At 72.4% G+C, this 19012-nt stretch carries 15 protein-coding genes and 1 pseudogene; 14 read left to right on the plus strand and 2 right to left on the minus strand.

The window, feature by feature from the left end:
- Positions 1 to 52 precede the first annotated feature (52 nt).
- Entirely contained in the window at positions 53 to 1819 is a 1767-nt protein-coding gene (leuA, locus tag NL142_RS08300) for a 2-isopropylmalate synthase (protein ID WP_435078744.1), read from the plus strand.
- Between the two features lie 92 nt (positions 1820 to 1911).
- Here the strand turns inward: leuA and NL142_RS08305 are convergent, their stop codons facing one another.
- A complete protein-coding gene (locus NL142_RS08305) occupies positions 1912 to 2589 on the minus strand; it encodes a trimeric intracellular cation channel family protein (RefSeq protein ID WP_043586970.1) in 678 nt (225 codons plus the stop codon).
- 118 nt (positions 2590 to 2707) lie between these two features.
- On the opposite strand from NL142_RS08305, the pseudogene recO reads away from it, so the two are divergent.
- From recO to NL142_RS08325, 4 genes and pseudogenes are all read left to right on the plus strand, one after another.
- Positions 2708 to 3421: pseudogene (recO, locus tag NL142_RS08310) on the plus strand (DNA repair protein RecO); the annotation flags it as partial.
- 212 nt (positions 3422 to 3633) lie between these two features.
- The gene (locus NL142_RS08315) at positions 3634 to 4500 is read left to right on the plus strand and encodes an isoprenyl transferase (protein WP_194682598.1); all 867 of its coding nucleotides are present in this window, start codon (positions 3634 to 3636) and stop codon (positions 4498 to 4500) included.
- 9 nt (positions 4501 to 4509) lie between these two features.
- Positions 4510 to 5619: a Gfo/Idh/MocA family protein gene (locus NL142_RS08320; RefSeq protein WP_194682597.1), complete on the plus strand. Its 1110-nt coding sequence runs from the start codon at positions 4510 to 4512 to the stop codon at positions 5617 to 5619.
- A 111-nt stretch (positions 5620 to 5730) separates the two neighbouring features.
- Positions 5731 to 7116, plus strand: a complete 1386-nt coding sequence (locus tag NL142_RS08325; RefSeq protein WP_435078747.1) for a glycine--tRNA ligase — start codon at positions 5731 to 5733, stop codon at positions 7114 to 7116.
- Positions 7117 to 7167: 51 nt separating this feature from the next.
- Here the strand turns inward: NL142_RS08325 and NL142_RS08330 are convergent, their stop codons facing one another.
- Entirely contained in the window at positions 7168 to 7701 is a 534-nt protein-coding gene (locus tag NL142_RS08330; RefSeq protein WP_435078749.1) for an aminoacyl-tRNA deacylase, read from the minus strand.
- A 51-nt stretch (positions 7702 to 7752) separates the two neighbouring features.
- Between NL142_RS08330 and NL142_RS08335 the strand changes: the two genes are divergently transcribed.
- The 9 genes from NL142_RS08335 (at position 7753) to NL142_RS08375 (ending at position 18986) form a co-directional block, all read left to right on the plus strand.
- The gene (locus NL142_RS08335; protein WP_435078751.1) at positions 7753 to 8478 is read left to right on the plus strand and encodes a DsbA family oxidoreductase; all 726 of its coding nucleotides are present in this window, start codon (positions 7753 to 7755) and stop codon (positions 8476 to 8478) included.
- Entirely contained in the window at positions 8475 to 8660 is a 186-nt protein-coding gene (locus NL142_RS08340; RefSeq protein ID WP_435078753.1) for a hypothetical protein, read from the plus strand. Before NL142_RS08335 ends, NL142_RS08340 begins: the two co-directional genes overlap by 4 nt.
- Before the next feature lie 92 nt (positions 8661 to 8752).
- On the plus strand, positions 8753 to 9985 hold the full coding sequence (gene dusB, locus NL142_RS08345) for a tRNA dihydrouridine synthase DusB (RefSeq protein ID WP_435078755.1): 1233 nt from the start codon (positions 8753 to 8755) through the stop codon (positions 9983 to 9985).
- A gap of 4 nt (positions 9986 to 9989) precedes the next feature.
- Entirely contained in the window at positions 9990 to 11249 is a 1260-nt protein-coding gene (locus NL142_RS08350) for a deoxyguanosinetriphosphate triphosphohydrolase (RefSeq protein ID WP_435081587.1), read from the plus strand.
- Between the two features lie 61 nt (positions 11250 to 11310).
- Positions 11311 to 13203 (plus strand): DNA primase, encoded by a 1893-nt coding sequence (gene dnaG / locus NL142_RS08355; RefSeq protein WP_194682591.1) that lies wholly within the window; start codon positions 11311 to 11313, stop codon positions 13201 to 13203.
- Between the two features lie 199 nt (positions 13204 to 13402).
- A complete protein-coding gene (locus NL142_RS08360) occupies positions 13403 to 15058 on the plus strand; it encodes an ABC transporter substrate-binding protein (RefSeq protein ID WP_194682590.1) in 1656 nt (551 codons plus the stop codon).
- 145 nt (positions 15059 to 15203) lie between these two features.
- Entirely contained in the window at positions 15204 to 16298 is a 1095-nt protein-coding gene (locus NL142_RS08365) for an ABC transporter permease (protein WP_194682589.1), read from the plus strand.
- Position 16299: 1 nt separating this feature from the next.
- Positions 16300 to 17277, plus strand: a complete 978-nt coding sequence (locus tag NL142_RS08370) for an ABC transporter permease (protein ID WP_435078758.1) — start codon at positions 16300 to 16302, stop codon at positions 17275 to 17277.
- On the plus strand, positions 17274 to 18986 hold the full coding sequence (locus NL142_RS08375; protein WP_435078760.1) for a dipeptide ABC transporter ATP-binding protein: 1713 nt from the start codon (positions 17274 to 17276) through the stop codon (positions 18984 to 18986). Before NL142_RS08370 ends, NL142_RS08375 begins: the two co-directional genes overlap by 4 nt.
- Positions 18987 to 19012 lie beyond the last annotated feature (26 nt).

Below are 19012 nucleotides of genomic sequence, written 5' to 3' on the forward strand. Positions count from 1 at the left end.
CCTCGTCGCGGAGTCCCGTCACGGCTGACCCGAATTCGACGAGGAGACGACCATGAAGAGCACGCAGACCCCCAGCGGGATGCCCATCCACAAGTACCGCCCGTTCCACGAGCAGATCGCCGTCGACCTGCCGGACCGCACGTGGCCCGCCCGCCGGATCACCGAGGCGCCGCGCTGGTGCGCGGTCGACCTCCGCGACGGCAACCAGGCGCTCATCGACCCGATGAGCCCCGAGCGCAAGCGCATCATGTTCGACCTGCTGGTTCGCATGGGCTACAAGGAGATCGAGGTCGGCTTCCCGTCCGCCAGCCAGACGGACTTCGACTTCGTGCGCAGCCTCATCGAGGAGGGCGCGATCCCGGACGACGTGACGATCCAGGTCCTCACCCAGGCCCGGGAGCACCTCATCGCCCGCACCTACGAGTCGATCCGCGGCGCGAAGCAGGCGATCGTGCACCTCTACAACTCGACGAGCGTGCTCCAGCGCGAGGTCGTGTTCCGCACCGACAAGCAGGGCATCATCGACATCGCGCTCGAGGGCGCGCGCCTCTGCAAGCGGTACGAGGAGACGATCCCCGACGTGGACGTCTACTACGAGTACTCGCCCGAGAGCTACACGGGCACCGAGCTCGAGTTCGCGGCCGAGATCTGCAACCGCGTCGTCGAGGTCTTCGACCCGACCCCCGAGCGCAAGGTCATCCTCAACCTGCCCGCGACCGTCGAGATGGCGACGCCGAACGTCTACGCCGACTCCATCGAGTGGATGTGCCGCCACCTCGACCGCCGCGACGAGGTCCTCGTCTCGCTGCACCCGCACAACGACCGCGGCACGGCCGTCGCCGCCGCCGAGCTCGGGTACCTGGCCGGCGCCGACCGCATCGAGGGCTGCCTCTTCGGCAACGGGGAGCGCACCGGCAACGTCGACCTCGTCGCGCTCGGGATCAACCTGTTCACGCAGGGCATCGACCCGCAGATCGACTTCAGCGACCTCGACGGGATCAAGCGCACGGCCGAGCACTGCAACCAGCTGGCCGTGCCGGAGCGGAGCCCCTGGGCGGGCGACCTCGTCTACACGGCGTTCAGCGGATCCCACCAGGACGCCATCAAGAAGGGCTTCGAGGCCATGGCCGTCGACGCGGCCGCGCAGGGCGTCACCGTGGACGAGATCCCGTGGGCCGTGCCGTACCTGCCGGTGGACCCGCAGGACCTCGGCCGCTCCTACGAGGCCGTCATCCGCGTCAACTCGCAGTCGGGCAAGGGCGGCGTCGCCTACCTGCTGAAGGCCGACCACTCGCTCGACCTGCCTCGTCGCCTGCAGATCGAGTTCTCCGGCGTCGTGCAGGCCAAGACCGACGCCGAGGGCGGCGAGGTCACGAGCGCGCAGATCTGGTCGATCTTCCAGGACGAGTACCTGCCCGCGCCGCTCGACCGCGTGGAGGAGAAGTGGGGCCGGTTCGAGCTCACCTCCACCCGCACGTCGAGCGACATGGGCGGATCCGTGTCGCTGGAGGTCGAGCTCCGCGACGGCGACCGGGTGCGCGAGGCGTCCGCATCCGGCAACGGCCCGATCGCCGCGTTCCTGAAGGTGCTCGCCGACCAGGGCGTCGACGTGCGCCTCCTCGACTACGTGGAGCACGCGCTCAGCGCGAGCGGCGACGCGCTGGCCGCGTCCTACGTGGAGCTCGAGGTCGAGGGCGTGCGCCTCTGGGGCGTCGGCATCGACGAGGACAGCTCGACGGCGTCGCTCGAGGCCATCGTCTCCGGGGTCAACCGGGCGATCCGCCGCACGGTGCGCGAGCCGGAGCTCGCCGCGGTCTGATCCCTCCCGCCTGACGCGCGATCACGACGGCCGGGCGGCGACGCCCGGCCGTCGTCGTGCGCGGCGGTGGATGCGCGCGCCCGCCCGCGGGATCAGCGCCGCGGACGCGGCCGGCGCAGCGCCGTGAACCGCAGCCGGCTCAGCGCGCGCTGCTCCGGCAGGCTCCAGCCGAAGCGCACGGCGAGGAGCCGCGTGGTGGCCGTGACCGCCACGCACACGATGGCCGCGACCCACATGGGCACGCCGAACGCCGCGAGCAGGACGACGATGACCGCGCCCACGCCCGCGGCGACGGCGTAGAGCGAGCCCACGTGCATCATCGCGATGGGCAGGTTGAGCAGGAGGTCGCGCACGAACGACCCGCCGACGGCGGAGACGACCCCGATGAAGACGGCGGGCACCTCCGGCACCCCCGCGGCCAGCGCCTTCGAGGTGCCGATGGCGCAGAACAGGCCGATGGTGAGGGCGTCGAGGGCCGTGATGACGGCGTCGAGGCGCGTGAAGATGCGCTCGAGCAGCATGCCGCCGAGGGCCGCGGCGACCGCGATGAGCATGAGCCAGTTGCTGGAGAGCGCGGCGGGCGTGACGTTGAGGAACACGTCGCGGAGGAGCCCTCCGCCGAGCCCGGTGGCCGTGCCGATGATGGCGACGCCGAGCAGGTCGAGGCGGCGGTCGCGGAAGCCCGCAGCGAACATGGCGCCCTGCAGGCTGCCGATGCTGACCGCCAGGAGGTCCGCCCAGAGCGGGATGGTGAGGGGGACGGGATCCATGGCCTCCCCTTGATAGCACAGCGCGGGTGCCCCGCCCGGCCGCGTGACGCCGCGCGGACCGTGCCCGCCCCGCGCGGCGGCGGAGGGGGAGCCGGCGCGCGGGGCGGATAATCGAGGGGTGCCCCTCTACCGTGACGAGATCGTCGTCCTGCGCACCCACAAGCTGGGCGAGGCGGACCGGATCGTCACGATGCTCTCGCGGCAGCACGGCAAGATCCGCGCGGTGGCGAAGGGCGTGCGCCGCACGCAGTCGAAGTTCGGCGCGCGGCTCGAGCCGTTCATGGTCGCCGACGCGCAGTTCTTCGAGGGCCGGACGCTCGACATCATCACGCAGGCCGAGTCCATCGCCTCCTACGGCGCCCTCATCGCGGCCGACTACGGCAGCTACACCGCCGCCAGCGCGATGGTCGAGACGGCCGACCGCGTCACCGAGGACGAGGGCTCGCTCCAGCAGTACCTGCTCCTCGTCGGCGCGCTCCGGTCCCTCAGCCGCCGCGAGCACGGCGCGAGCCTCACGCTCGACTCGTACCTGCTGCGCAGCCTGTCGATGGCCGGCTGGGCGCCGAGCTTCCAGGACTGCGCGGTGACGGGCGCGCCCGGGCCGCACTCCGCCTTCGTCGTCCAGCTCGGCGGCGTGGTCGCGGATGCCGCCGCCCCGCCCGGATCCCCGCGGCTCGACCCCGACACGCTAGCGCTCCTCTCCGCCCTCCTCACGGGCGACTGGCCGCACGCCGAGGCCGCGACGCTGCGATCGCAGGCCCGCGCCAGCGGGGTCGTGGCGGCGTACGCGCAGTGGCACCTCGACCGGGGGATCCGCTCGCTCGGCCTCGTCGACCGCAGCGACGCGCGCCAGCTCCTGCCGCCGACCGAGCATCCCGTGCCGCTCGACGCGCCCGACCTCGACGGCGCCGACCCGGATCCCGCCGCGGCCCTCGCCGCCGCGACCGCGTCCGTCGTGCGCGCGACCCCGCGCGACCCGGAGCCCGACCCCGACGCCCTGCCCGCCACCCCCGCCGACCGCCCCCGAGCACAGGAGACGACCCCATGAGCCGACGCCCCGAGGTCCCCGGCCGTACCGACCTGCCGCTCGACTGGACCGGCGAGCAGCCGCCCGCGATCCCCGCCGACCTCGTGCCGAAGCACATCGCCGTCGTCATGGACGGCAACGGCCGCTGGGCCAACCAGCGCGGCCTGCCCCGCACCGCCGGCCACCAGGCGGGCGAGGAGGCCTGGTTCGACACCGTCGCCGGCGCCGTGCAGCTGGGCGCGACGCACCTGTCCGTCTACGCGTTCTCGACCGAGAACTGGAAGCGCTCGCCCGCGGAGGTGCGCTTCCTCATGGGCTTCAACCGCGACGTGATCCACCGCCGCCGCGACCAGCTGAACGCCTGGAACGTCCGGATCCGCTGGGCCGGCCGCCGCCCCCGCCTCTGGCGCAGCGTCATCGACGACCTCCAGGTGGCGGAGGAGATGACGAAGGACAACACCGGCATGACGCTCACCATGTGCATCAACTACGGCGGGCGCACCGAGATCGGCGACGCCGTGAAGCGCATCGCCGAGGACGTGGACGCGGGGCGGCTCAAGGCGTCGCGCGTCGACGAGCGCACGATCCAGCGCTACCTCTACCTGCCGGACGTGCCCGACGTCGACCTCTTCATCCGCAGCTCGGGGGAGCAGCGCACGAGCAACTTCCTGCTCTGGCAGTCGGCGTACGCGGAGATGGTGTTCCTCGACCGGCTGTGGCCCGACTTCCGCCGCAAGGACCTGTGGGACGCCGTCGAGAGCTACGTGCACCGCGACCGGCGGTTCGGCGGCGCGGTCGACGCGCACGCGGCCGACGCGGACACGGGGTCCGCCGAGGATCCGGACGCCGAGGTCGAGGGCGACCGCGACACCGCCGCTCAGTAGCATCGGGACGTGAGCACACCCGACACCGCGCCCCGCCCGTCCGCCCCCGTCGCCTCCGCCGAGGGCGGCGACGTGCCCATCCGCGTGGGGATCGTCGGCTACGGCCTCGCCGGCCGCGTCTTCCACGCGCCGTTCCTCCAGGCGAGCCCCGACTACCGGATCGCCCTCGTCTCGACCTCCGACGCGGCCCGCGCCGCGCAGGTCCGCGAGCGCCATCCCGGCGCCGACGTGGTCGCGTCCGCCGACGAGCTGTTCGCGCGCTCGGCCGAGCTCGACATGGTCGTCATCGCGTCGCCCGCCTCCGCGCACCTCCGCCAGGGGCTGCAGGCGCTGGACGCGCACCTCGCCGTCGTGATGGACAAGCCGTTCGTCGCGACCGTGGACGAGGCGCTCATGCTCATCGAGCGCGCCGAGGCCCTCGGGGTCCCGTTCTCGGTGTTCCAGAACCGGCGGTGGGATGGCGACTTCCTCACCGTGAAGGCGCTCATCGCCTCCGGCCGTCTCGGCGAGGTCCACCGCTTCGAGTCGACGTTCGAGCGCTGGGGCGGCCCCGTCCGCGATCGCTGGCAGGACCGCGAGACGCCGGCCGACGCGGCGGGCATCTCCTACGACCTCGGCAGCCACCTCGTCGACCAGGCGCTCGAGCTGTTCGGACCCGTCGCCGACTTCGCGGCCGAGCTCGCCACCGTGCGCGACGGGTCCGCGAGCGACGACGACGCCTTCTACTCGCTGCTGCACGAGTCGGGCGTCCAGTCGCACATCACCGTCAGCCGCGTCGCCGCGCTGGCCGGCCCCCGCTTCCGCGTCCTCGGCACCGCGGGCGCGTACGCCGTGCACGGGCTGGATCCGCAGGAGCCGCTCCTCAAGGAGGGCGCGGCGCCCACCGACCCCGGCTTCGGCGAGGCGCCCGAGGCGGAGTGGGGCACGCTCGTCGAGGCGGCGGGCGATCCGGCGGGGGAGCGGATCCCCACCGAGCGCGGCCGCTACGCCGACTACTACGCTGCGATGGCCGACGCCGTCCGCGGTCGCGGGCCCGTGCCGGTGGACCCGCGCGACTCCCTCGAGACCGTCCGCATCGTCGAGCTCGCGCACCGACGGACCGCAGGCGACGAGGATTGAGCGCGGAGCGCCCGTAGACTGGGGGCCGCCTTTCCCGGCGATGCCGGCATCCGCCGGCCGGTCGCCGTCCGCCGACCGGGCACCCAGTCCGGCCCACACCTTGGAGCAAACGTGGCAACCCCCTCGCGTCTCGACCCGGTCATCAACCTCGCCAAGCGGCGCGGGTTCGTCTTCCAGGCGGGTGAGATCTACGGCGGCTCCCGCTCCGCGTGGGACTACGGGCCGCTCGGCGTGGCGCTGAAGGAGAACATCAAGCGCCAGTGGTGGCAGACCATGGTCAACGGCCGCGACGACGTCGTGGGCCTCGACTCCTCGGTGATCCTGCCCCGCCGCGTGTGGGAGGCGTCCGGCCACGTCGAGGTCTTCAGCGACCCGCTCGTCGAGTCGCTGCACACGCACAAGCGCTACCGCGCCGACCACCTGCTCGAGGCGTACGAGGCGAAGCACGGCCACCCGCCCGTCAACGGCCTCGCCGACATCAAGGACCCGGACACCGGCCAGCCCGGATCCTGGACCGAGCCGCAGAACTTCTCGGGCCTCCTCAAGACCTTCCTCGGCCCCGTCGACAACCAGGAGGGCATGCACTACCTCCGCCCCGAGACCGCGCAGGGCATCTTCGTCAACTTCGCCAACGTCCTGAGCGCCGCGCGCCAGAAGCCGCCGTTCGGCATCGGCCAGATCGGCAAGAGCTTCCGCAACGAGATCACGCCGCAGAACTGGATCTTCCGCACGCGCGAGTTCGAGCAGATGGAGATGGAGTTCTTCGTCGAGCCCGGCACCGACGCCGAGTGGCACCAGTACTGGATCGACGCCCGCTACGCCTGGTATACCGACCTCGGCATCGACCCCGAGAACCTCCGCCTCTTCGAGCACCCGGCCGAGAAGCTGTCGCACTATTCCACCCGCACGGTCGACATCGAGTACCGCTTCGGGTTCACCGGCGGCGCGTGGGGCGAGCTCGAGGGCATCGCGAACCGCACCGACTACGACCTCCGCACGCACTCGGAGGCGTCCGGCCAGGACCTCTCGTACTTCGACCAGACGAAGAACGAGCGCTGGATCCCGTACGTCATCGAGCCCGCGGCCGGCCTCACCCGGTCGATGATGGCGTTCCTCGTCGACGCGTACCACGAGGACGAGGCCCCGAACGCGAAGGGCGGCGTGGACAAGCGCACGGTCCTCCGCCTCGACCGGCGCCTCGCGCCCGTCAAGGTCGCCGTGCTGCCGCTGTCGCGCAACGAGAAGCTGTCGCCGGTCGCGCGCGAGCTCGCCGCGGAGCTGCGCAAGGTCTGGAACATCGAGTTCGACGACGCGGGCGCCATCGGCCGCCGCTACCGGCGCCAGGACGAGATCGGCACCCCGTTCTGCGTCACGGTCGACTTCGACACCCTCGACGACCGCGCCGTCACCGTGCGCGAGCGCGACACCATGGCGCAGGAGCGCATCCCGCTCGACGACCTCATGGGGTACCTCGCGGGGCAGCTCATCGGGGCCTGATCCGCTCCACCCGCACGGCCGATCCGCCGTCCCGGCCCCGCTCGCGCGGGATCAGGGGCGGCGGATCGTCAGCTCGTCCGTGATGTCGCCGACCGTCGCGCCGAGCGCGTCGACGAGCGCGTCCGCGTCCACCAGGGCCGAGACGCCGTGCTCGCCGCCGCCCATCCCGATCCGCCGGCCCGCGATCCGCTCGTCCGCGTAGACGGGCAGCTCGCCGCCGGCGCCGAGCGGCGTGATGGTGCCGCGCTCGTACCCGGTCGCCTCGAGCGCGACCTCGGGCGCGGGCATCGAGAGCTTGTTCACGCCTACGAGCGCGCGCAGCTTCGCCCAGCTGATCTGCCGGTCGCCGGGCACGAGCGCGATGAGCAGGGCCCCGTCGTGACGCTTGACCACGAGCGACTTCACGAGGTGCGACGGCGCGATGCCGAGGCCGCGCGCCGCCTCCTCGAGGGATCCTGCGTCCGGGCGGTCGACGACCTCGACGTCGATCCCGAGGCGCGCGGCGTGGGCGAGCACGCGGGCGCGGCCCTGAGGAGCGGCGTCGTCGGATGCGGGACGGGCGGGGGTGGGGGAGCTGTCGGCCATGCTCGGGCAACACCGCGGGAATGCCCCGCCTTCCCGACCGGTTGCCCACCCGTGACCGACTCCTCCGCCCCCGCCCTGCCCGCCATCCGCGTCGACGTCTGGTCGGACATCGCGTGCCCGTGGTGCTACGTCGGCAAGCGCCGCTTCGAGGCCGGAGCGCGCGACTTCCAGGCGCGGACGCCGGGCGCCCCGGAGATCACGATCACCTACCGCTCCTTCGAGCTCGCGCCCGACACCCCAGTCGACTTCCAGGGCACCGAGGTCGACTTCCTCGCGGGCCACAAGGGCATCCCGGCCGACCGCGTCGCCACGATGCTCGAGGACATGACCCGGCTCGCCGCCGCCGAGGGCCTCGCCTACGACTACGACGCGCTGCAGCACACCAACACGGTGCTGGCCCACGAGCTGCTGCACCTCGCGCGCGTGCGCGGCGTCCAGCTCGAGATGGTGGAGCGGCTGCTGAAGGCGTACTTCACCGAGGGGCGCCACGTGGGCCGCGTGCCGGACCTCGTCGAGCTCGCGGTCGAGGTCGGCCTCGACGCCGACGAGGTGCGCGAGGCCCTCGAGACGCACCGCCACCTCGATGACGTGCGCGCCGACCAGGCGCAGGCGGTCGCCTACGGGATCCAGGGAGTGCCCTTCTTCGTGATCGACGAGCGCTTCGGCATCTCCGGCGCGCAGGACCCGATGGTGTTCGCGTCCGCCCTGGGCGAGGCGCTGGCGGCACGCGACGGCGACACGGTCCGCGTCATCGCGGGCGAGGAGGCGACCCGATGAGCGCCGCGCCCGCCACCGGCGCGATGCCCGTCGCGACGCCCCTCCTCGCGATGCTCGGATCCGCGGACGCCGCCGCCTGCGAGGGCGACGCGTGCCTCGTGCCCGGGGCGACCGCCGACGCCTCACCGGCCGCCGACCTCGCGCGCGTCCGCGACGCCATCGACGCCGGTCGGGCCATCTGACCCGCCCTCCCCAGGCGCCCGCCGCCTGCTCCCCGCGGGGATCCCGTCCCGCGTCCGCCGCCCGCCGTCCCGTCTGGGAGAATCGAGCCGTCATGTCCTCTCCGACCCTCGTCCCCGTCCCCTCCGCGGCCCACGCGCCCGGCGCTCCCGCGACCGCGCCCGCCGCCGAGCCCGCCCTCCGCATCGGCGGCATCCCGCTCGACGTGCCCGTCGTGCTCGCGCCCATGGCGGGCATCACCAACACCGCGTTCCGGCGCCTGTGCCGCGAGTTCGGCGCGGGCCTCTACGTCAGCGAGATGATCACGAGCCGCGCGCTCGTCGAGCGCACGCCCGAGTCCATGCGGCTCATCACGCACCACCCCTCGGAGAAGGTGCGCTCCATCCAGCTCTACGGGGTGGATCCGAAGACCGTGCGCGAGGCCGTCACCATGCTCGTCGCGGAGGACCGCGCCGACCACATCGACCTGAACTTCGGCTGCCCTGTCGCCAAGGTCACGCGCAAGGGCGGGGGAGCGGCCCTGCCGTGGAAGCTCGGGCTCTTCACCGACATCGTCGAGGGCGCCGTGAAGGCGGCGGGCGACATCCCGCTCACGGTCAAGATGCGCAAGGGCATCGACGCCGACCACCTCACCTACCTCGAGGCCGGACGCGCCGCCGAGGGCGCGGGCGTCGCGTCCATCGCGCTGCACGCGCGCACGGCCGCCGACTACTACAGCGGGCACGCCGACTGGTCCGCCATCGCGAAGCTCAAGCAGGCCATCGAGAGCGTGCCCGTGCTGGGCAACGGCGACATCTGGGCCGCGGAGGACGCCATCCGCATGATGGACGAGACGGGCGCTGACGGCGTGGTCGTCGGCCGCGGCTGCCTCGGCCGCCCCTGGCTCTTCGGCGACCTCGCGGCCGCCTTCCACGCGCGCGCCGCCGGCCTCGACCCCGCCGACACGCCCCGCGCGCACCCGTCGCAGGGCCAGGTCGCCGACACCTTCCGCCGCCACGTCGAGCTCCTCGCCGAGTTCTTCGAGAGCGAGGAGCGCGGCTGCCGCGACGCACGCAAGCACGTCGCCTGGTACTTCAAGGGCTACCCCGTCGGCGGCGACCTGCGGGCGGCGCTCGCGTCGGCGTCCTCGCTCGAGGAGATCGACGGCCTGCTCGCCACGCTCGACCGCGACCAGCCCTACCCGGGCGCCGGTGCCGAGGGCGCGCGCGGCCGCCAGGGCAGCATGAAGCGCACGGCGCTGCCGGACCGCTGGCTCGAGAGCCGCGACATCGACGCGCAGGATGCGATGGACATCGCGGATGGGGAGATCCACAACAGTGGTGGTTGAGAGCATGCAGGAGCGGTCGGCGTACAGCGCCACCGACGCCGAGCGGTGGTTCCCCGAGCAGCACTCGTCCCGTCGGAGCGACTTCGCGCGCGACCGGGCGCGCCTGCTGCACTCCAGCGCGCTCCGCCGCCTGGCCGCGAAGACGCAGGTGCTGAGCCCCATGGCCGGCCTCGACTTCGCGCGCAACCGCCTCACGCACTCCCTCGAGGTGGCGCAGGTGGGGCGCGAGCTGGCTTCCAGCCTCGACCTGGATCCCGACGTGGTCGACACCGCGTGCCTCGCGCACGACATCGGCCACCCGCCCTTCGGCCACAACGGCGAGCGGGCCCTCAACGACTGGGCGGCCGACATCGGCGGCTTCGAGGGCAACGCGCAGACGCTGCGCCTGCTCACCCGGCTCGAGCCCAAGGTCATCGGGCCGGAGGGGCGTCCGTACGGCCTCAACCTCACGCGCGCCAGCCTCGACGCGAGCTGCAAGTACCCGTGGCCGAGCTCCCAGTCGGTGCCGGATCCGTCCGGCCGCGGCAAGTTCGGCTTCTACGACGACGACGTGGCGGCGTTCGAGTGGCTGCGCGAGGGCGCGCCCACGGGCCGCCGCTGCATCGAGGCCGAGGTCATGGACCTCAGCGACGACATCGCGTACTCCGTGCACGACTTCGAGGACGCCATCGTCGGCGGCTACGTCGACGTGCGCGCGCTCGGCGCCCGGGTCGACCACGAGGAGCTCGTCGACTCGATGGTCGCGTGGATCGGCGGCGCGCATTCGCACGAGGAGCTCATCCAGGCCTTCGACCGGCTCGACTCCCTGGACGTGTGGGTGGACGAGTACGACGGCGGCCGCGGCGCGCAGGCGGCGCTGAAGGACCTCACGAGCCAGCTCATCGGCCGGTTCGCGGGCGCCGCGACGCAGCTCACGCGGGCCACCCACACCGACCGCAGCCTCATCCGCTTCGGCGCGCACGTGGTGGTGCCGCGCGCCATCCAGGCGGAGATCGCAGTGCTCAAGGGCATCGTCGCGGCGTTCGTCATGTCGAAGAACACGCGCCAGCCCATCTACGCCCGCCAGCGCGAGGTGCTCGCGGGCCTCGCGGACGCGCTGCACGCGCGCGGCGCCGACGAGCTCGACCCCGGCTTCGCGGGCGACTGGCGCGAGGCCGCGGACGACGGCGCGCGCAAGCGCGTCATCGTCGACCAGGTCGCCAGCCTCACGGACCAGTCGGCCATCGCCTGGTACGAGCGCCTGTGCGCGCGGCCCGTCTTCTGATGCCCGAGGGTCGCGGCATCGGGCCCGGATCAGCCGGCGACCCCGGACGTAGGATGAGCCGATGGCACTGATCCGCAAGAGCGACATCGACGAGGTCCGCTCCCGGGTCAACCTGGGCGACGTGGTGGGGGAGTACGTCACCCTCAAGTCCGCCGGCGTCGGATCCCTCAAGGGCCTCTGCCCGTTCCACGACGAGCGCACCCCGAGCTTCCACGTGCGGCCCCAGGTCGGCTTCTACCACTGCTTCGGCTGCGGCGAGGGCGGCGACGTCTACACGTTCCTGCAGCGCATGGACCACGTGACCTTCGCGGAGGCCGTCGAGCGCATGGCGCAGCGCATCGGCTACCAGCTGCACTACGAGGACGGCCAGGCCGCCACCGACCAGGGCAACCGCTCGCGGCTCCTCGGCGCGAACGAGGCCGCGGCGGAGTTCTTCGTCGAGCAGCTCGGATCCGAGGAGGCGGAGATCGGCCGCACCTTCCTCGGGGAGCGCGGCTTCGACCAGGGCGCGGCGCAGCGCTTCGGCGTCGGCTTCGCCCCGCAGAGCTGGGACGCGCTGTCCTCGCACCTCAAGGCCAAGGGCTACACGGAGGCCGAGCTCGTGACCGCGGGCCTCCTCAGCCAGGGCGACCGCGGCGCGTACGACCGGTTCCGCGGCCGCTTGGTGTGGCCGATCCGCGACCTCACCGGCGCCACCGTCGGCTTCGGCGCGCGCCGCCTGCGCGAGGACGACAAGGGCCCGAAGTACCTCAACACCCCCGAGACGCCCGTCTACCACAAGAGCTCGGTGCTCTACGGGCTCGACCTCGCCAAGCGCGACGTGAGCCGCGGCCGCCAGGTGGTCGTCGTCGAGGGGTACACCGACGTGATGGCGTGCCACCTCGCGGGGATCACGACGGCCGTCGCCACGTGCGGCACGTCGTTCGGCGTCGACCACATCAAGGTGCTCCGCCGCGTGCTCGGAGACGACAGCGGCCTCGGCGAGGTCGTCTTCACGTTCGACCCCGACGCCGCCGGGCAGAAGGCGGCCATGCGCGCGTTCTCCGAGGAGCGCCGGTTCGCCGCGCAGACCTACGTCGCGGTCGGCCCCGAGGGGCTGGATCCCTGCGACCTGCGCCTCACGCGCGGCGACGACGCCGTGCGCCGGATGATCCAGGGCAAGAAGCCCATGTTCGAGTTCGCGATCAAGCAGATCCTCGCCGACCACGACCTCGACACCGTCGAGGGCCGCGTCGCCGCGCTCCGGGCCGCCGCGCCCGTGGTCGCCGACATCCGCGACCCGTCGCTCCGCCCGGGGTACGCCCGCGAGCTCGCGGGATGGCTCGGCATGGACCTCACCGAGGTCGGCCGCGCCGTCCAGACCGCTGGCCGCAGCATGCCCGCCGACGGCGCCGACCGCTCCGGCGGCTCGCCGCAGGGCCGCCACGCGCAGGGCGGGCACGGCCCGGACGACGACGGCGCAGGCGACGCCTCCCGCTCCATGTCGCTCATGGACCTGCCCACCGACCTCGCCACCCGCCTCGAACGCGACGCCCTCATGGCGATGCTGCAGCACCCGGAGCTCGTCGGGAACGACCTCGTCATGCGCGCCGCGCAGGTCACGTTCGTCAACGAGAGCCTCGCGGTCGTCCGCGACGGCGTCATCGGCAGCATGGACGCCCTCGGCGGCGCCGACTGGCTCTCGCGCGTGGCCCTCGAGGTGCCCGAGTCGTTCGCCACGCTCGTGAAGCAGCTCGGCGTCGCCCCGCTGCCCAACCGCGGCGACGCCGACAAGCTCGCCGTCTACGTGAAGGGCGTCACGGCCGAGCTCGTCGGGCGTGACCTGCTGCGCCGCAAGGCCGACCTCATCGGGCGGCTGCAGCGCACGGACGCGACGCACGATCGCGAGCGCTACCAGGAGATCCAGCGCGAGCTCATGCAGGTCGAGGCCGAGCGCCGCGCGCTCCGCGAATAGGGCGGATTCCGCCGCGCCGACCGCGATCCGCACCGGATTCACGCGCGCTCGCCATGTTTCATTCGTGTGAAGAAGCGTCGTCGCGCGTCCCCCGGGTCCGGGCTGCTGTTTCCCGTGTGTTAGAAATCATTCACAGCACAGCGTCCGTGTCTTCCCGATGCGCGGGCGCGATCCCCTTCATGAAAGAGGCACTCGGAACATGACGTCCGCATTCCCCCGGCGCTCACGCGTCCTGCTCGCCACGGCCGGATTCTCCGCCGCGGCCCTCGTCCTCGCCGGCTGCTCCGGCGGATCCGGCGACCCGCTCGCCGAGGACGGCGCCTCAGGCGGCGGATCCATCGTCGTCGGCACGACCGACAAGGTCCTCTCGCTCGACCCGGCCGGCTCCTACGACAACGGCTCGTTCGCGGTGCAGAACCAGGTCTACCCGTTCCTGTTCAACAGCCCGTACGGCAGCCCGGACGTCGAGCCCGACCTCGCCGTCTCCGGCGAGTACACGTCGCCCAACGACTTCACCGTGAAGCTGAAGCCCGACCTGAAGTTCGCGAACGGCCACGCGCTCACCGCGAGCGACGTCAAGTTCACGTTCGACCGCATCGCGACCATCGCGGCCAACGGCGCCGACAACGGCAACGGCCCGTCGTCGCTGCTCGCGAACGTCGAGTCCGTGGCGGCGCCGGACGACACCACCGTCGTCTTCACGCTCAAGACCGCGAACGACCAGACGTTCGAGCAGGTACTCTCCAGCCCCGCCGGCCCCATCGTCGACGAGGAGGTCTTCCCGGCCGACGCGCTCGCCGACCCGGCCGCCATCGTCGCGGCGAACGCCTTCGCGGGCCAGTACGTCATCACCGACTTCCAGCTCAACCAGCTCGTCGCCTACGCGCCGAACGCCGACTACCAGGGCGTCCTGCCGAAGCCCGCGAACGGCGGCGTGACCGCTCGCTACTACGCGGACGAGACCACGATGAAGCTCGCCGTGCAGAACGGCGAGATCGACGTAGCGGGCCGCTCGCTCGGCGCGACCGACATCGCGGACCTCAAGAAGGACGACTCCGTCCAGGTCGTCGAGGGACCCGGCGGCGAGATCCGCTACATCACGTTCAACCTGAACACGCAGCCGTTCGGCAAGACCACCGGCGAGGCCGACGAGGCCAAGGCCCTCGCCGTGCGCCAGGCGGCCGCCGACCTCGTCGACCGCGACGAGCTGTCGACCCAGGTCTACAACGGCACCTACACGCCGCTGTACTCCTACGTGGCCGACGGCCTCTCCGGCGCCAACGAGGCCCTCAAGGGCATGTACGGCGACGGGAACGGCGGGCCGGACGCTGACAAGGCCGCTAAGGTCCTCTCCGACGCGGGCGTCCAGACGCCCGTCGCCCTGCAGCTCCAGTTCAACCCGGACCACTACGGCGCCGGCTCGGACGACGAGTACGCGCTCATCAAGCAGCAGCTCGAGGCGACCGGCCTGTTCCAGGTCAACCTGCAGTCCACGATCTGGGACCAGTACAGCAAGGCCCGCGTCAACGACGAGTACCCGGCGTACCAGCTCGGCTGGTTCCCCGACTACTCGGACGCGGACAACTACCTGACGCCGTTCTTCTCCCCGCAGTCCTTCGTGAAGAACCACTACGACAACGCCACCGTGACGGACCTCATCACGCAGCAGCTGTCGGAGTCCGACTCCACGAAGCGCGCCGAGATCATCGGCCAGATCCAGGACGACGTCGCCGCCGACCTGCCGACCCTGCCCCTGCTCCAGGGCTCGCAGGTCGCGGTCGCCGGCAAGGACGTGAAGGGCGTGACGCTCGACGCCTCCTTCAAGTTCCGCTACGCGCCGATCACCAAGGGCTAGCAGCCCTGCGGAGGGCGTCTCCTAGACTGACGACCTCCACGGATGGGGCGTCCCGCTGCGGCGGGACGCCCCATCCCCATGCCACCCGTCGTGGCATCCCGACCAGGCGCACCACCCGTACGACGACCCGAAAGGCCCACCCGCCGTGACCGTCATCCCGGACGCGAGCCCCGCGTCCGCGCCCCCCGGGGCGCAGCAGCCCAAGGCCCGGAAGCAGGGGATCGGGCTCGGCCAGTACATCCTCATCCGCGCCGTGCTCATCATCCCGACCGTGTTCATCCTCGTGACGCTGGTCTTCTTCCTCATGCGCATCGTGGGCGACCCGATCTCCGCCGCCGTGGGCGACCGCCTCACCCCGGAGCAGCTCCAGGAGCGCCTGGCGACCGCCGGGTTCGACCGGCCGATCATCGTGCAGTACCTCGAGTACCTCGGCCAGATCGCCACCGGCGACTTCGGCCGCTCGCTCACCGACAACCGGCTCATCAGCGAGGTGCTGCTGCAGTATGGCTCGGCCACGCTCGAGCTCGTCATCTACTCGCTGATCGTCGCCTTCGTCATCGGCATCCCGCTCGGCCTCGTCGCGGCCTACTTCAAGGACCGCACGCCCGACGCCGTGCTGCGGATCCTCGCGATCCTCGCCTACGCCACGCCCGTGTTCTTCGCGGGCCTGCTGCTCAAGCTCGTCTTCTCCGTCTGGCTCGGGATCCTCCCGCTGTCCGGCCGCGCCGACACGCGCGTCGAGGTCGCGCTGGGGAGGCTGGACAACCCGACCGGCATCTACCTGATCGACGCGCTCCGCCTCGGCAGCCCCACGGCCGTGAGCGACGTGCTCGAGCACGCGGTGCTCCCGGCGCTCGCGCTCGGCCTCCTCACCGCCGGCATCTTCCTGCGGCTCGTGCGCACCAACGTGATCTCCACGCTCGGCACCGAGTACGTCGACGCGGCGCGCTCGCGCGGCGTCGGCGAGTTCCGGCTCACGACGCGGCACGCGCTGAAGCCCGCGCTCATCCCGATCATCACGGTCGTGGGCCTCCAGATCGCCGTCATGCTCGGCGGCGCGGTCCTCACGGAGACCACGTTCGAGTGGCGGGGCCTCGGCTTCCAGCTCGCGCAGTACCTGGCGGCGCGCGACTTCGTCGCCGTGCAGGGCATCGTGGCGCTCCTGGCCGTGATCGTGGCCGTGACCAACTTCATCGTCGACGTCGTCGCGGCGCTCATCGACCCGCGAGTGAGGTACTGACATGACCGACACCACCACCGCAGCGCCCGCGCCCGCCCCGGCGCGCCGCTCCCTGCTCCAGCGCCTCCCGCTCGTCTCGCACGTGCGGCAGAGCGTCGGCCTCCAGCGCGGCATGCTCGTCGCCGGCATGGTCATCACCGGGATCTTCATCCTGCTCGCGGCGTTCGCGCCGCTCATCGCGCCCTTCGGCTTCGACCAGGACCGGGACGACGCGGGCTCCTTCACGCGCCAGGCCGCACCGGACGCGGCGCACATCTGGGGCACCACCGTCGGCGGCTACGACGTGTTCTCCCGCGTCGTCTGGGGCACGCAGACCGCGCTGTCCGTCGTCGTGATCGCCGTGGTCCTGTCGCTGTTCGCCGGCGTGCTGCTCGGCGTCGTCTCCGGCTACCTCGGCGGGTGGCTCGACCGGATCCTCGTGGTCATCGCCGACGCCATCTACCCGTTCCCGACGCTCCTGCTGGCCATCGTCGTGAGCATCGTGCTGACCGGCGGGCAGTCGAGCCTCTGGGGCGGCATCCTGGCGGCGGCCGTGAGCATCACGGTCGTCTACATCCCGCAGTACTTCCGGGTGATCCGAGCCGAGGTCGTGCGGCTGAAGGCGGAGGCGTTCGTCGAGAGCGCCAAGGTCATCGGCACGTCGACGCCGCGGATCATGTTCGTGCACGTGCTGCGGAACTCCACCCGCACGCTGCCGCTGATCCTCACGCTCAACGCGTCCGAGGCCATCCTCACGCTCGCGGGCCTTGGCTTCCTCGGCTTCGGCATCTCGCCGACGTCGGCAGCCGAGTGGGGCTACGACCTCAACCGCGCGCTCGCGGACACCGCGAGCGGCGTCTGGTGGACGGGCGTCTTCCCCGGCGTCGCCATCGTCATGCTCGTCCTCGGGCTCACGCTCGTGGGTGAGAGCGTGAACGACATCTCCGACCCCAAGCTGCGCGCCCGCAAGCGCGCCGAGAAGAAGAAGGTGTCCGCATGAGCGACGTCGTCTCGATCCGCGACCTCGGGGTGACCTTCGCGACCGACGGCGGCGACGTCCGCGCGGTCGACGGGGTGTCCCTCACGGTGTCGCCCGGCGAGATCCTCGCCATCGTGGGGGAGTCGGGGTCGGGAAAGTCCGTCACCGCCCGCACGATCCTCGGCCTCCTGCCCGACACGGCCGTCACCGACGGCGCCGTGCTCCTCAGCGACCGGAAGGGCGCGGGCGCGGTCGACGTGCTCTCCATCTCCGCCGACGAGCTGCGCCGGGCGCGCGGCCGCGACGTCGCGATGGTCTTCCAGGAGCCGTCCACGGCGCTGAACCCCGTGCACACGGTGGGCTGGCAGATCGTCGAGGGCCTCCGCGCCCACGGCCGCGTCTCGAAGAAGGAGGGCCGCGCGAAGGCGATCGACATCCTCCGCCGCGTGGGCATCCCCGACCCCGAGACCCGGGTCGACCACTACCCGCACCAGTTCTCGGGCGGGCAGAAGCAGCGCGTCGTCATCGCGATGGCCCTCGTGCTGGATCCCGGGCTCATCGTCGCCGACGAGCCGACGACGGCCCTCGACGTGACCGTGCAGGCCGAGATCCTCGACCTGCTGCGCCGCTGCCGCGACGAGTTCGGCGCCGCCGTCATCCTCATCACGCACAATATGGGCGTCGTGGCCGACCTCGCCGACCGCGTGGCGGTCATGTACCGCTCGCGGCTCGTCGAGCAGGCCGACGTGGCCACGCTCTTCGCGTCGCCGAAGGAGGAGTACACGCGGAACCTCCTCGCGTCCGTGCCGAAGCTCGGCGAGGGCGTCGCCGCGACCGTGGAGCGCGCCGCGGTGCGCACGCGGGCACGCGCGGCGTCCACCACGGAGGCGGCGCCCGTCGTCGTCGCGGAGGGGCTGGAGATCGAGTACCCGGGTCGCCTCGGGTCGCCCGCGTTCCGCGCCGTGAAGGGCGTCGACCTGCGCATCGAGGCCGGGGAGGTCCTCGGGCTCGTGGGGGAGTCGGGCTCGGGCAAGACCACCATCGGGCGCGCCATCGCGGGGCTCACCAACGTGACCGGCGGATCGCTCAAGGTCCTCGGCACCGAGATGCTCGGCGTGCGCGAGCGCGACTTCCGCAAGAAGCGCGCCGACATCGGGTTCGTGTTCCAGGATCCGGCGACGAGCTTCAACCCGCGCCTCACCATCGCCGAGTGCGTGGCCGAGCCGCTCATCGTCCACGGTCGCGCGAAGTCGCCGCAGGCCGCCCGCGGCCGGGTCGACGAGCTGCTCGAGGCCGTGCAGCTGCCCAAGGCCTTCGGCGACAGGTACCCGCACGAGCTCTCGGGCGGGCAGCGCCAGCGCGCGAGCCTCGCCCGCGGCCTCGCGCTGGAGCCGTCGCTGCTCGTCGCCGACGAGCCGACGAGCGCGCTCGACGTCTCGGTGCAGGCGCGCGTGCTGGAGCTCTTCGCCGAGCTGCAGCGTGAGCTCGGGTTCGCGGCGCTGTTCATCAGCCACGACCTGGCCGTCGTCGACCTGCTCGCCGACCGGATCGCCGTGCTGTACCGCGGCGAGCTGGTGGAGGAGGGGACGGGCGCCGATGTGCTGGGCAGCCCGCAGCACCCGTACACGCAGCGCCTGCTGGCGTCGCTGCCCGTGCCCGACCCGGCCGAGCAGGCCGAGCGCCGCGTGCGGCTGCACGCGCTCCGGGCCGCGGAGCGGACCGCCGGATAGGCGGCTCGGAGCGGCGCCCGGCCGAC

Origin of the sequence: Clavibacter quasicaliforniensis (genome assembly GCF_051201715.1) — a bacterium.
GTDB lineage: Bacteria > Actinomycetota > Actinomycetes > Actinomycetales > Microbacteriaceae > Clavibacter > Clavibacter seminis.